The organism is Pseudomonas sp. GB2N2, assembly GCF_054897705.1.
This window is the reverse complement of the sequence record NZ_CM142701.1, coordinates 522,759-537,548: the sequence shown is the minus strand read 5'-3', so window position 1 is coordinate 537,548 and position 14,790 is coordinate 522,759. Positions and strand designations below refer to the sequence as shown.

Below are 14,790 nucleotides of genomic sequence, written 5' to 3'. Positions count from 1 at the left end.
CACGGTGCAACCCTCTATCCGTGTTTCAACCACTCATCCGACCGAACCGGCCCGACTGAAAATCGGCAAAGGCCTGATGAATTTCCTGCTCGCTGTTCATCACGAACGGGCCGTGGCCGACGATGGGTTCGTCGATCGGCTCGCCGCTGAGCAGCAACACCACGGCGTCGTTGTGGGCTTGCAGGCTGAGCTGGTGACCGTTGCGTTCGAACAACGCCAATTGCCCTTCGCGCACAAGCTCCTGGCCATTAACCTGAACCGCGCCGCGCAGCACCACCAATGCGGTGTTGCGCCCGTCGTGCAGATCGAGGGTCAGCAACTTGCCGCCGTTGAGGCGCAGGTCCCAGACATCGACCGGGCTGAACGTGTGCGCCGGGCCTGTGCGGCCGTCGAACTCGCCAGCAATCAAGCGCAGGCTGCCGGCCTTGTCCTTGAGCGGGATGCTCGGGATGTCGCCAGCGAGAATGGTCTGGTAACCGGCGTCAGCCATTTTGTCCTTGGCCGGCAGGTTGACCCACAGCTGGACCATTTCCAGGGTGCCGCCGGTTTTGGCGAAGCCTTCGGAGTGGAATTCCTCGTGGATAATCCCCGAGGCGGCGGTCATCCATTGCACGTCGCCAGGGCCGATTTTGCCGCCGCTGCCAGTCGAATCGCGGTGTTCCAGTTCGCCTTTGTAGACGATGGTCACCGTTTCGAAACCGCGGTGCGGGTGTTGGCCGACGCCGCGACGTTCGGTGGTCGGGGTGAATTCGGCGGGACCGGCGTGATCCAGCAACAGAAACGGGCTGATGTGTTTACCCAGGTTGTCGTAGGAAAACAGCGTGCGAACCGGAAAACCGTCGCCGACCCAATGGGTCCGTGGGCTGGTGTAGATGCCGATGATGTTTTTCATGCTGCCTCCAAATCTGTGGTTTGACGCGATGGACGAAGCTTAAAACCGCGGCGTTTAGCGCGCTAGACTGCAAAAATCAGCCGCAGCGTTCTATTTGGAGAACGATGGTGGAAGACCTCAACACCCTCTACTACTTCACCCTGGTGGTGGCATAGGCGGTCTCGCCCCGGCGGGCCGGGCGCTGGGCATGCCCAAATCGAAGCTCAGCCGGCGCATCGCCGAGCTCGAGGAACGCCTCGGCGTACGCTTGCTGCACCGCAGCAGCCGGCACAGCACGCTGTTGCTCAATACGTGGTCCGGGCCGATGCTGACCCGCTACATGCTCAAGTACCCGTTGGTGGAGTTGTTCATCGAGAGCACCAACCGCCGGGTCGACCTGATCCACGAGGGTTTCGATATCGCCCTGCGGGTACGCTTTCCGCCGCTGGAAAGCACTGACATGGTCATGAAAGTGCTGGGCAACAGCACCCAATGCCTGGTGGGCAGCCCGGCGTTCGCCGAACGCTTGTCGACGGCTGCTGCCGTCGGTGCGAGCGTTGATCGATTTTCTCGGCGACGAATTCAGCCATGCCGATATTGCCTAGGCCCCCTGCGTACGTCGTATCGTTGTTCCTGTAGCATCTGGCGAAGCCTGCTGCTACAGGGATCGCGGCGATCGCGGCGATCGCGGCGTGATGGAAGAGAGCTTGAAGACTTACGTCAAGCGCTGGTCCAGGCGCGTCATGGCCTGCTGCAGTTGATCGACCGCATCGTCGATTTGCGCAGCATCACCATCGCTGCAGGCACGCTCCAGAGCCTCGCAGGATTCGACCAGCCCGAGCGCGCGCACCATCAGCGCGCCGCCCTTGATGCGGTGGGCGAGCGTACGCAGCACCTGCTGATCACCACAGGCATGCGCCTTGAGCAATGCATCGCGATCGGTCCGGTTGGTCACGGCCACATCGCACAACAATTGATTGATCAGTTCCCGGTCATCGCCGACGTATTGCTCCAGACCGCTCAGGTCAATCTCGGAGAAGGAAGGCGCCTCGCGCAACGGTGCAGGTTCGCCGGCAAACCTGGAGGCCAGCCAGGCACTTAATTCCGGCAGGCCGATCGGCTTGAACAGGCAGTCGTCCATGCCCGCCTCCAGGCAACGAATTTTTTCTTCAGGTTGCGCATTGGCGGTGAAACCCAGAATCAGCGTGGGCGGCAAACCTTGCGCCCGCTCTTCATCGCGTATCTCACCGGTCAATCCATACCCGTCGAGCTCCGGCATATTGCAATCGGTGATGACCGCATCGAACTCATGGGCGCGCCACATGTGCAGTCCTTGCCTGCCCTCCTCGGCCACCATCACGCTGTGCCCCAGATAGCTCAGTTGGCGGGACATCAACAGCCGATTGGCCGGGTAATCGTCGACCACCAGAATTTTCAGCGAGCGGGTTTTCACCCACTGTTCACTGGCGGGCAATTCGCTGTCGGCCAGCGGTTGCAACAGCGGCAGGTCAAGGCTGATATCGATCCGCGTGCCTTGGCCCAAGACGCTGTCGAGTTGCAACCGACCGCCCATCATTTCGCACAAGGTGCGGCTGATCACCAACCCCAATCCGGAACCTTGCCGGCCTGATTGCCGGGAGTTGCCCGCCTGGACGAACGGGCTGAAAAGGCGCTGCAGGTCGAACGTGCTGATCCCGACGCCGGTGTCTTCAATGCGCACGCTGACCGCCAGAAGCCCGGAAGAATCCGGCGCGGTCATCAACGTCAGGCTCACGTGCCCCTCACGAGTGAACTTGATGGCGTTGCTCAGCAAATTCGACAGCACCTGCTTGAAGCGCGTGGGGTCGATCATCACATCACAGCGGCTCTGGTCATCCAGCTCGACGTGCCACTCCAGGTTTTTCTGCCGCGCCAGCCCCTCGAACACCCGGCACACCGACTCCACCAACGAACGCAGATTGGCGCGCTCCGGCGCCAGAGACAAATGCCCGGACTCGATACGCGCAATGTCCAGAATGTCGCCGATCAACGCCAGTAATTGTTGCCCGGCATTCGACGCCACCTCGATGGCAGAGCGGTCGGTGACACCTTCATCCGCCCGTTTCAGCGCCAGTTCCAACATGCCCAGCAGCGCATTCATCGGCGTGCGGATTTCATGGCTCATGGTCGCCAGAAAGGTGGTTTTGGCGCGGTTGGCTTCGTCTGCGGCGTCCTTGGCCTGCTGCAACTGGCTGAGCAAATGCTGACGCAGACTGATTTGTCGGCGCTGCCAGGCGATCCACGCCAACGCCAGCAACAGCAAGGCGCCGGCCCCGACAAAAGCCTGGAAGATCTCCTGCCGGTGACTCAGCCAGAAGCTCTGTTCGACCATCAGGTCGTTGCGCCAAAACCCGGTCATTTCATCGATTTCTTCAGGGGCGATGCTGAGCAGCGCTTTCTCCAGAATCGAATGCAGTTCAACGGCGTCACGACCGGTTGCCAGGGTGCTGCGGGCCGGGTCGGTGCCGACGGTGCTGGTCACTTGCAGCCGGTCGCGGTATTGCCGCGAGATCATGATCCGGGCCCCGATCAATGAGTTGATGGCACCGTCCGCCTTGCCCTCGGCGACCATCTCCATTGCGTCCGCCGTCAACGGCGCATCAACCAGCACGACCTGCGGGTAATGCTGACGAACGAATTCACCGGCACTGTTGCCCTGGGTGATCGCCAGTGTTTTACCGGCCATTTCATCCAGTGTCCTGGCGCTGTCGGAGGCGATGCGGGTCACCAGTACATTGGGGCTGGTCAGGAACGGCCGGGTGAAACGCAATTCGATTTCACGCTCGATGCTGGGGCTGATCCCGGCCACCATGTCGACTTGACCGCTGCGGATCCACTCCAACATTTCTGCCACAGACCGGGTCGGCTGAATGTCGAATTTCAGGCCCGTGCGCAAACTGATTTTCGCCAGCACATCGATACTGATGCCGCGATGCTTGCCCTCGCTGTCGATAAAGGAGATCGGCATCAGGTGCGGGTTGATCGCCACCCGCAGCCGCGGATGATCATTGATCCAGCGCTGCTCGACCACGCTGAAATGCGGTGCTTGCGTGCCGGCGATGGACGTGCCACTGCCGCCCCAACGGCGCAGGATGTTCATCCGTTCATTGGTCGGGATCGCCGTCAAAGCCCGATTGACGATGCGTTGCAACTGCGGATTGCCGCTGCTCATTGCAAACGCGAAACGCCCATTCTCCATTGGCGAAAAATCGGCGAGTTGGACATTGTTGAGGTAGTTTTTGCTGATCAGGTAGTTGGCGCTGATGGCGTCGCCCAGGTAAGCGTCTGCCTGACCGAAAGCGACGGCGCCCACCGCCGCAAGCGTGGAGGGAAACAGCTGGACATCGGCCTTGGCGTAAAACGCCCGAACCTGTTGCTCGGGCAAGTAGTGGTAGAGCATGGCCAATCGTTTTCCGACCAGCTCCGGATCCAGTGGCGCAGGTGTATCCGTACGGGTCAGCACCACCGGTTGATCGTCCGCGTAGGCAGCGGACATCCGTAACTGTGAGTCCTCGGCCTCATAACGATTAGCGGTGCCGAGCAAATCCGCCTTGCCTTCCTTGACCGCTCGCACCGCCTCGCCTCGCGATGAATAGCGGTGAACGTCGATCTCCACGTGCAACAGCTGTTGAAGCAGCCCGGCATAGTCCGCCGTCAATCCTTCGTAGTCGATACCGGTGATCGTAATGTCAAAGGGCGGATAATCCGGCGCGGAAACGGCCAGCACCAACCGGCCCTTTTGTCGCAGCACGCGCGAATCGGCATCCGACAGTTTGACGTCGTAGCCGTCGACGCTGGAGCGTCCGAGCAACTTCAGGGTTTGCGGTAGTGCGTCGGCGCCAGCACTCCACAGACCGCAACACAGCAACAGGTACGCCAGGTAGATTGATCGTCGGAAAGTCGTCATTCAGATCAGCTTGTTGCGCTTGCAGAAATCCCGCAGATGAACCTTGGAAGCCAGGTTGAGTTTTTCCGTAAGTCGGGTTTTGTAGGTACTGACCGTCTTGTGACTCAGGTGCATGCTTGCTGCGATTTCCATATTGCTCAGGCCATTGGCCAAGTACAGGCAGATCGTCAGTTCGCGATTGGAAAGGTTATCAATCATCTGTTTTTCGGTACGTTGCAACGAATTCAGCGCCACCGTGGGCAGGCTCTGGAAGTAGGTGTAACCCACCGAAACGGCACGCAAGGCTTTCTGCAAATGCTCCAGATCGTTGGACTTGGACACATAGGCTGCAGCACCCGCCCGCATGCAACGTTCCTGATAGAAGATGCGCTCCAGAGACGTAAACACCACGACCTGGCACTGCAGTTCATTGCCTTGAATTCGATCCAGCACATCCAGACCATCCATTTCAGGCATGACCAGATCCAGCACCACTACGTCAGGTCGATGCTCGCGAATCATCGAAATAACTTCGTTACCATTGGCCACCTCGAAGACTTGTTGAAAACCTTCCTGTTTAAGCAGGATTTTCAGCGCCCCGCGAACCACCGGATGGTCGTCTGCTATCAGCACTGACTTTGCTGACTTCATGGCAACTCCCTGTGCAAATACACGACGATGGGGCCAGGAATGCCCATGGGCCGAACCTGGATAACACGCATAAGCTGCGCGAAGACTTTTGCACGGAAAGCGGCGCAAAACTACCTGACAGAAATGACAGTGCCGACGAACGGTAGGCGCGGATCGACCGTCAGCATCAACCGTTGAATACACGCCAGATCGGGCAACGCTGCATCGCTCGCACGAACCTTTTGCTGCCCCCCGGTCGGGACCGGCGGCAACTGCGCAGCGTCATAGATCAGAGCCTGGCGAACCTGCGGGTTATCGTGGAAGAAAGCAGGCAGGTTCAAGGCTTCACCCGACGACAATGAAGCGTTGACCAGCACCAGATCGAACGCCACATCGCCGTATTCAATCAGGGTCAACAGCTCTTCAAGACTTTGCGCCGGCGCTACGCAGTAATAGCCGAGCTGGTTGAACAGGCGCTCGATTCTCATCCGCTGAAAATGCTGCTCGTCGGCAATCAGGATACGCAACGCTTTGTTTGGCATCAGGGGCCCCCTGGAAGGGTGTCAGATTCGTAAGGCCGCAAGGCTACGGAAGAGCCCTCAAGCTTTATGTAGGACTATTCCTAAAAACCGCAGGCAACATGCGATCCCGCAGGAGCTACCGAGGGCTGCTCCTGCGTTGGCAGCATTACTGCCAGCCAAACCGGCGGATATAAAACCCTTTCACCGCTTGGGTCAGCGCCATGTACGCCAGCAGAATCACCGGCAGGAACACGAAGTACAGCGACGGCAGCGCCTGCAATTTGAAGTAGTGCGCCAAAGGGCCCATTGGCAGGAAAATGCCCACGGCCATGATGATCCCGGTCATCACCATCAGCGGCATGGCGGCGCGGCTTTGCAGGAACGGAATCTTCGGCGTGCGGATCATGTGCACGATCAGCGTCTGGGTCAGCAGCCCGACCACGAACCAGCCGGACTGGAACAGGGTTTGATGGTCCGGTGTATTGGCATCGAACACGTACCACATCAGCGCAAACGTAGTGATGTCGAAGATCGAACTGATCGGCCCGAAGAACAGCATGAAACGTCCGACATCCGCCGGCTGCCAGCGTTGCGGTTTGCTCAGCATCTCTTCATCGACGTTATCGAACGGGATGGCGATCTGCGAAATGTCGTACAGCAGGTTCTGTACCAGCAGGTGCATGGGCAGCATCGGCAGGAACGGGATGAACGCGCTGGCGACCAACACCGAGAACACGTTGCCGAAGTTCGAGCTCGCGGTCATCTTGATGTACTTGAGCATGTTGGCGAAGGTCCGCCGCCCTTCGAGCACGCCCTCCTCCAGCACCATCAGGCTTTTTTCCAGGAGGATGATGTCCGCCGCTTCCTTGGCAATGTCCACCGCGCTGTCGACCGAAATACCGATGTCGGCCGTGCGCAGGGCCGGGGCGTCGTTGATGCCGTCGCCCATGAACCCGACGACGTGACCGTTGGCCTTGAGCAGACGAACGATGCGCTCCTTGTGCGACGGCGTCAGTTTGGCGAAGACGTTGGTGGTTTCCACGGCCACGGCCAGTTCAGCGTCGGTCATGCGCTCGACGTCATTGCCCATCAACAGGCCTTGCTGCTCCAGACCGACTTCGCGGCAGATCTTCGCGGTCACCAGTTCGTTGTCGCCGGTCAGCACTTTCACCGCCACGCCGTGAGCCGCCAATGCCTTCAAGGCCGGCGCAGTGCTTTCCTTCGGTGGATCGAGAAACGCCACGTAACCGATCAGCGTCAGTTCCTGCTCATCCGCGAGGCTGTAGGTGTCGCGTCCTTCAAGCATCGCCCGCGCGGCGACCGCTACCACCCGCAGGCCTTCGGCATTGAACGCTGAGGTGACCTGACGAATCCGCGCCAGCAGGTCATCGCTCAGTGCTTGGTCGACCACGCCGTGACGCACCCGGGTGCACACCGCCAGCACTTCTTCCACGGCACCCTTGCAGATCAGAAGGTGCGCATGTTCGTGCTCGGCCACCACCACCGACATACGCCGACGGTTGAAGTCGAACGGGATCTCGTCGACTTTGCGAAACGCCGTGCCGACTTTCAGTTCGCGGTGGACCTCGACGTGTTCGAGCACCGCCACGTCCAGCAGGTTTTTCAGGCCGGTCTGGTAGTAGCTGTTGAGGTAGGCCATTTCCAGCACGTCGTCGGAATCGTTGCCCCAGACATCGACGTTGCGCGCGAGAAAGATTTTGTCCTGGGTCAGGGTGCCGGTCTTGTCGGTGCACAGCACGTCCATGGCGCCGAAATTCTGGATCGCATCGAGGCGTTTGACGATGACTTTTTTGCGCGACAGGAATACCGCGCCTTTGGCCAGGGTCGAGGTGACGATCATCGGCAGCATTTCCGGGGTCAGGCCCACGGCAATCGACAGCGCGAACAGCAAGGCTTCGGTCCAGTCACCCTTGGTGAACCCGTTGATGAACAGCACCAGCGGCGCCATCACGAACATGAAGCGGATCAGCAGCCAGCTGACTTTGTTGACCCCGGTCTGGAACGAGGTCGGCGCGCGGTCGGTGGCGCTGACGCGCTGGGCCAGCGCACCGAAATAGGTGCTGTTGCCCGTGGTCAGAATCACCGCAATCGCGGTGCCGGACACCACGTTGGTGCCCATGAACAGGATGTTGTCGAGGTCCAGCGGGTTGAGGGTGTCGCTGTCCTGCTGGCGAGGGAATTTTTCCACCGGCATCGATTCACCGGTCATGGCCGCCTGGCTGACGAACAGGTCTTTGGCGTTGAGCACCCGGCAGTCGGCGGGAATCATGTCGCCCGCCGACAGCACGATCAGATCCCCCGGCACCAGGCGTTTGATCGGCACTTCAGTGCGCAGCGCGTCCCGCCGCATCACCGTGGCCGTGTTGCTGACCATCGCCTTGAGCGCGTCCGCCGCCTGGTTGGATTTGGTTTCCTGCCAGAAGCGCAGCAACGTCGAGAGCACCACCATGGAGAAAATCACCACGGCAGCTTTCATGTCCTCGGTCAGCCACGAGATGACGGCGAGCAGTGTCAGCAGCAGGTTGAACGGATTCTTGTAGCAGTGCCACAGGTGAATCCACCACGGCAGCGGTTGCTCGTGCTCGACTTCGTTGAGGCCGAACTGCGCGCGCAGCACATCGGCTTCGGCTTCGCTGAGGCCATCGGTGTGGCTGCCGAGGGTCTCCAGCAGTTGGCCGATGTCGCTGTTGGCCGCGCCCACCAGAGTTTGCGCGAGGGTCGGCGGCACTTCACGGCTGACCGTGGTGTCGGTGAAATTTTCCAGCAGTGCCAGGCGCCGGAAGTGTCGGGCGATGTGGCGGGTGCGCAGGAATCCGGCGAAGAATTCTTTGAGCAGGGTCAGGTTCATGGCAGTTCCCCCAGGGTCGGCCGGGAAACCTTCGAGCAGGCGTGTCGGAGCGCCGCGATGACGACAATAAGTCGAACATCACGAACGGTTCAGCGTCGATGAGAGGACGTCGGGACACGGACCAGCAATGGCCGCGATCGGGATGCCGCTGCTCGCTATCGGGCGAGACAACGGCACAAAAAAGTGGCGCGTTATCTTGCCGTGAAGTTGCCGGTTATCGAAACCGGCCGACTACTGTCACTCGAACAAGTACCCACTGTGGGTCTCCGCTATTGATGAAAACGCGCGAAGCTTACGCCCCGATTTCTGGAGAGTAAACGAAGCATTGGCCAGTCGCTGGGGAATTGCCGGGTTCTTCAGGGAGGGTTCAGGATTCTAGGAATGCGGCGTTGTCGAGGGCCTCATCGCGAGCAGGCTCACTCCCACATTGGCACTGCGTACACAGATCTAATGTGGGAGTGAGCCTGCTCGCGATGACGGCGTGACAGGCGCTACAAATATCAGCTGGCAGTGGCTAGCAGCAAATCCACCACCGACCGACCCTGCCCACGGTGCTTGCCATGCTCATACAAAGACCCGGCAATCTCATCCGCGCGAATCGGCAGGATCGACAGCAGTGTGTCGCTCAAGCCATGGCTCGCCTGGCAAAAACCCTGCATATAGAGGCCGGCCTTGCAGCGCTCGTCGGTGATCAATTTGTAATTGCGATCCACCTCGAAATCACCCAGGTACTGTTCCAGCGGCGCCAGCAATTTGCGGTGCATCTGTCGCTCGTAACCGGTGGCCAATACCACGGCGTCGTAGTGACGCACCGAGATGTCGCCGGTGGCATTGTTGCGCACCGCCAGTTCGATGCCGCGCTCGGTGGCCGTGGCTTTTTCAATGGTGGTGAGGGTGCGGAACGCATGCCGGGCAATGCCCGAGACTTTCTGACGATAGAAAATCCCGTAGATGCGCTCGATCAGGTCGATGTCCACCACCGAATAGTTGGTGTTGTGGTACTCGTTGACCAGACGCTCACGCTCGCTGCTCGCCTGCTGGAACACCAGATCGGTGAACGCCGGCGAGAACACTTCGTTGACGAACGGGCTGTCATCCGCCGGCTTCAGCGCCGAGCCGCGCAGGATCATGTCGACCTGCACCGACGGAAAGCTGTCGTTCAGATCGATAAAGGCTTCCGCGGCGCTCTGGCCGCCACCGATGATCGCGATACTCATCGGTTGATTGTTCACGCATGGCTGTTTGGCCATCTGCGCCAAGTACTGCGAGTGATGGAACACCCGGCCATCATCCTTCAGTGCCTTGAATGCTTCGGGAATTCGCGGCGTGCCCCCGGCACTCACCACCACCGAACGGGCGGTGCGCACGTGTTGCTGGCCCTGGGTATCGCGGGAGATCACGCGCAGCGCTTCGACCTGCTGGTTGTGCACAACCGGCTCGATGGTCAGCACTTCTTCGCCGTAGCGACTCTGTTGGGCGAATTGCCCGGCGACCCAGCACAGGTAGTCGTTGTATTCCATGCGGCACGGATAGAACGTGCCCAGGTTGATGAAGTCCACCAGACGACCGTGGTGCTTGAGGTAGTTGACGAAGGAATAAGGGCTGGTTGGATTGCGCAGGGTCACCAGGTCCTTGAGGAAGGAAATCTGCAATTCGCTTTGGGTCACCAGGGTGTTGCCGTGCCAGCGATAGTCGGCCTGCTTGTCGAGAAACAGGACCTCCAGCTCGCCCTGACCCGGTGCACGCTCTTGCAAAGCGATAGCCAGCGCCAGGTTCGAAGGGCCGAAACCGACGCCGATCAGGTCGTGAACGATGGGCGATGCAATTGCCTGTGTCATTTTCCAGTGTCCTCTGGATGAACCCCTCAACAGTGGGGAATAAACCTAAGTGACCTGACCAGCCTTGGCAGGACAGCAGGTCGTCTGTTGATAGGGAACGAGGACAATGAAATAAAATTTAATACAACTTTTTACGAAACCGACGGGATCAATGCGCGTCCCATTGGCGCATCTGCAGGCGGCAATGCTTCATCGCGTTGACGATGTGCTTCTCGACCAGCGCCCGGGAGATCCCCAGGCGTTCGGCGATTTCCGGGTGCGACAGGCCATCGATCTTGCGCAGCAGGAAGCTCTCGCGGCACAGCCGGGGTAACTCAGCCAGTGCGCGCTGGAGCATTTCCAGGCGCTGGCCGTGATCGAGGCACGTGTGCGGGGACGGAGTGAAATAGCGCTCTTCGTTGTCGAGCACGTCCAGCGATTCGACCTGGCGCAAGGCATTGCGTCGATGGTCGTCGATGACCAGGTTGAGCGCGGTGCGATAAAGGAAAGCCCGGGGCTGCTCGATCGGCGTCTCGCTGGAGCGCTCCAGAACCCGCAGATAAGCGTCATGCACCACATCTTCGGCCACCTGACGGTTGCCCAGCTTGGCGTTGAGGAAACACACCAGCTCGCGATAGTAGTTTTCCAACCATGACTCCCGGCCGCACGGGTGCGACTGCTGTCCTTGAGCCAGATCCGCGACCGCCAAATGGACGGTGGCACGATGATGGCAATTTCGAGTGTGTAATTTATAGTAATTCTCATATAGATTTAAAGTGTTGATTCGATTTGGCGGATAAAACGTCCTGGATCGGTTGGTTGGTTGGTTGGTTGGTTGGTGGTGTACATATCCTTTGTCTGGGTAACGGAACCAATAGTCGCCGTTACCAAAAAACGGATATGTACCAATCACCCCACCTCTAAATTCCCCGGCCCTTATCTCGTTTATAGAGCAGCCCCCCGTCCGCCGCTTATGACGGGCCGAATTCATAGCCCGGAACCCTGCATGAGACGTCCCCGACACACCCGACGCGCCCTGCTTGTAGCCCTTTGCCTGATCCCCGTGATTGCCGTATCAGCCTGGAAAGTCATACCGCCCGGCCGTGATCAATACGCCACAGTCCAGGTCACTCGGGGCGACATCGAAAGCAGCGTCACCGCTCTCGGCACCCTGCAGCCGCGGCGTTATGTCGACGTAGGCGCCCAGGCATCAGGGCAAATCCGCACGATCCACGTGGAAGTCGGCGACGTGGTCAAGGAAGGCCAGTTGCTGGTGGAAATAGACCCGTCCACCCAACAGGCCAAGCTCGACGCAGGACGCTTCTCCATCGACAACCTCAAGGCCCAGCTCGAAGAACAGAGGGCCCTGCACGACCTCGCGCAGCAGAAATACAAACGCCAGCAGAACCTCGCCGCCGGCGGTGCGACCCGCGACGAAGACGTGCAGATCGCCCAGGCCGAATTGCGCACCACCCAGGCGCGCATCGACATGTTCCAGGCGCAGATTCGCCAGGCGCAGGCCAGCTTACGCAGCGATCAGGCCGAACTCGGCTACACCCGCATCTATGCGCCCATGAGCGGCACGGTGGTGGCCCTTGATGCGCGGGAAGGCCAGACCCTCAACGCGCAACAGCAGACACCGTTGATTCTGCGCATTGCCAAGCTGTCACCGATGACCGTCTGGGCCGAGGTTTCGGAGGCCGATATCGGCCACGTCAAACCGGGCATGAGTGCCTGGTTCACCACCCTCAGCGGTGGCAACCGGCGCTGGCGCAGCACCGTGCGGCAAATCCTGCCAATCCCGCCCAAACCGCTGGACCAGACCAGCCAGGGCAGCGGCAGCCCGGCCAGTTCGAGCAAGAGCGGCACTGGTCGCGTGGTGCTCTACACCGTGCTGCTTGACGTCGAGAATGCCGACAATGCGTTGATGGCGGAAATGACCACCCAGGTGTTCTTCGTTTCCAACCAGGCGAAAAATGTCCTCACCGCGCCGATCGCGGCCTTGCAGGACGGCGCGCAAGCCGACCGCCAGACGGCCACAGTGGTCGCGAAAAACGGTGACATCCAGCCACGCACCGTGCGCACCGGTATCAGCGATCGCCTGAAAATGCAGGTCCTCGACGGCCTCGAAGAAGGTGATCACCTGCTGATCGGCCCGGTCGACGGGAGTGGCCGCTGAATGCGAACGCCCCTGATCGACCTGCGGGACATCCGCAAAGCCTACGGCGGCGGCGACGCCCCGGAAGTCAACGTGTTGCGCGGCATCGACCTGTCGATCCATGCGGGCGAATTCGTCGCGATTGTCGGCGCGTCCGGCTCCGGCAAATCGACACTGATGAACATTCTCGGCTGCCTCGACCGCCCGACCTCGGGCGAATACCGTTTCGCCGGGGAAAATGTCGCCGGGCTCGACAGCGACGAACTGGCCTGGCTGCGTCGCGAAGCCTTTGGTTTTGTGTTTCAGGGCTACCACTTGATCCCGTCCGGTTCGGCCCAGGAAAACGTCGAGATGCCGGCGATCTATGCCGGTTTGCCCGCCGCCGAACGCCACGCCCGCGCCGCCGCCCTGCTCGACCGCCTCGGCCTCGCAGAACGCACCGGCAACCGTCCGCACCAACTGTCCGGCGGCCAGCAACAACGGGTGTCGATTGCCCGCGCATTGATGAACGGCGGCCACATCATTCTGGCCGACGAACCCACCGGCGCTCTCGACAGTCACAGCGGCGCCGAGGTCATGACCCTGCTCGACGAACTGGCGAGCCAGGGCCACGTGGTGATCCTCATCACCCACGACCGTGAAGTCGCGGCGCGGGCCAAACGCATCATTGAACTGCGTGACGGGCTGATCATCAGCGACAGCGCCCACGACAATCCCGAGGTGCAAACCTCAGCCAATCCCGGTGCGCTGCAAGCGGTGGATTTGCGCAAGCGCCTGAGCGAAGGCGCAGAAGCCACCGGCGCCTGGAAAGGCGAGTTGGTAGACGCCATCCACGCGGCCTGGCGGGTGATGTGGATCAACACGTTTCGCACCGCGCTGACACTGCTCGGGATCATCATCGGCGTGGCGTCGGTGGCGGTGATGCTGGCGGTCGGTGAAGGCAGCAAGCGCCAGGTGATGGCACAGATGGGCGCGTTCGGCTCGAACATCATTTACCTCAGCGGCGCGGCCCCCAACCCGCGAACACCACCGGGCATCGTCACCCTCGATGACGTTGCGGCGCTGGGCAGCCTGCCGCAAGTCATGCGCATCATGCCGGTCAACGGCGCCGAAGCCGGAGTGCGCTTCGGCAACCTCGATCACCTGAGCTACGTCGGCGGCAACGACACCAATTTCCCGGCCATCTTCAACTGGCCCGTGGTCGAAGGCAGTTACTTCACCGCGGCCGATGAACAGAACGCCACGGCCGTCGCGGTGATCGGGCACAAGGTGCGCAGCAAGTTGCTCAAGGACGTCGCCAACCCCATCGGCCAATACATCCTGATTGAAAACGTGCCGTTCCAGGTGGTCGGCGTGCTCGCGGAAAAAGGCGCCAGCTCCGGCGATTCCGACAGCGACAACCGGATTGCCGTGCCCTACTCCGCCGCCAGTGTCCGGCTGTTCGGCACCCACAACCCGGAATACGTGGCGATTGCCGCTGCGGATGCGCGCAAGGTCAAGGAAACCGAACACGCCATCGAACAGTTGATGCTGCGCCTGCACAACGGCAAAAAGGATTTCGAACTGACCAACAATGCGGCGATGATCCAGGCCGAGGCGCGCACGCAAAATACCCTGTCGCTGATGCTCGGTTCTATTGCGGCGATCTCGCTGCTGGTGGGCGGGATCGGCGTGATGAACATCATGCTCATGACCGTACGTGAGCGCACTCGCGAGATCGGCATCCGCATGGCCACCGGCGCCCGGCAAAGGGACATCCTTCGCCAATTCCTCACAGAAGCGGTGATGCTTTCCGTGGTCGGAGGCCTCGCCGGAATTGCCCTGGCGCTGATCGTTGGCGGCGTGCTGATCCTCAGCGAAGTCGCGGTAGCGTTCTCCGTGGTCGCGGTGCTCGGTGCCTTTGCCTGCGCGCTGGTCACCGGTGTTGTTTTCGGCTTCATGCCGGCCCGCAAAGCTGCCCGGCTCGACCCGGTCACGGCCCTTACCAGTGAATGATCGA

9 protein-coding genes and 1 pseudogene are annotated in these 14,790 nt (G+C 60.5%); 3 read left to right on the top strand and 7 right to left on the bottom strand.

Features of this window, described 5'->3' with window-relative positions:
- Nucleotides 1–25 precede the first annotated feature (25 nt).
- Nucleotides 26–892: a pirin family protein gene (locus ACYZT4_RS02375; protein ID WP_461984935.1), complete on the bottom strand. Its 867-nt coding sequence runs from the start codon at nucleotides 890–892 to the stop codon at nucleotides 26–28.
- Nucleotides 893–996: 104 nt separating this feature from the next.
- Between ACYZT4_RS02375 and ACYZT4_RS02370 the strand changes: the two are divergent.
- Nucleotides 997–1,403: pseudogene (locus ACYZT4_RS02370) on the top strand (LysR family transcriptional regulator); the annotation flags it as partial.
- 183 nt (nucleotides 1,404–1,586) lie between these two features.
- Here ACYZT4_RS02370 and ACYZT4_RS02365 read toward each other — a convergent pair.
- From ACYZT4_RS02365 to ACYZT4_RS02340, 6 genes are all read right to left on the bottom strand, one after another.
- A complete protein-coding gene (locus tag ACYZT4_RS02365) occupies nucleotides 1,587–4,817 on the bottom strand; it encodes a transporter substrate-binding domain-containing protein (RefSeq protein ID WP_461984933.1) in 3,231 nt (1,076 codons plus the stop codon).
- Nucleotides 4,818–5,447 carry a response regulator gene (locus tag ACYZT4_RS02360; RefSeq protein WP_461984931.1) on the bottom strand — a complete coding sequence of 210 codons (630 nt, stop codon included), beginning with the start codon at nucleotides 5,445–5,447 and terminating at the stop codon, nucleotides 4,818–4,820.
- 110 nt (nucleotides 5,448–5,557) lie between these two features.
- The gene (locus tag ACYZT4_RS02355; RefSeq protein WP_461984930.1) at nucleotides 5,558–5,968 is read right to left on the bottom strand and encodes a response regulator; all 411 of its coding nucleotides are present in this window, start codon (nucleotides 5,966–5,968) and stop codon (nucleotides 5,558–5,560) included.
- A 145-nt stretch (nucleotides 5,969–6,113) separates the two neighbouring features.
- Nucleotides 6,114–8,816 carry a magnesium-translocating P-type ATPase gene (gene mgtA, locus ACYZT4_RS02350; RefSeq protein ID WP_461984928.1) on the bottom strand — a complete coding sequence of 901 codons (2,703 nt, stop codon included), beginning with the start codon at nucleotides 8,814–8,816 and terminating at the stop codon, nucleotides 6,114–6,116.
- Between the two features lie 500 nt (nucleotides 8,817–9,316).
- Nucleotides 9,317–10,654, bottom strand: coding sequence for a lysine N(6)-hydroxylase/L-ornithine N(5)-oxygenase family protein (locus ACYZT4_RS02345; RefSeq protein ID WP_461984926.1), 1,338 nt, complete (start codon nucleotides 10,652–10,654; stop codon nucleotides 9,317–9,319).
- 148 nt (nucleotides 10,655–10,802) lie between these two features.
- Nucleotides 10,803–11,282: a sigma-70 family RNA polymerase sigma factor gene (locus ACYZT4_RS02340; RefSeq protein WP_461984924.1), complete on the bottom strand. Its 480-nt coding sequence runs from the start codon at nucleotides 11,280–11,282 to the stop codon at nucleotides 10,803–10,805.
- 357 nt (nucleotides 11,283–11,639) lie between these two features.
- Here ACYZT4_RS02340 and ACYZT4_RS02335 point away from each other — a divergent pair, with 357 nt between their 5' ends.
- The gene (locus ACYZT4_RS02335; RefSeq protein ID WP_461984923.1) at nucleotides 11,640–12,812 is read left to right on the top strand and encodes an efflux RND transporter periplasmic adaptor subunit; all 1,173 of its coding nucleotides are present in this window, start codon (nucleotides 11,640–11,642) and stop codon (nucleotides 12,810–12,812) included.
- Nucleotides 12,813–14,786: a MacB family efflux pump subunit gene (locus ACYZT4_RS02330; RefSeq protein WP_461984922.1), complete on the top strand. Its 1,974-nt coding sequence runs from the start codon at nucleotides 12,813–12,815 to the stop codon at nucleotides 14,784–14,786.
- The last annotated feature ends 4 nt before the right edge of the window (nucleotides 14,787–14,790 follow it).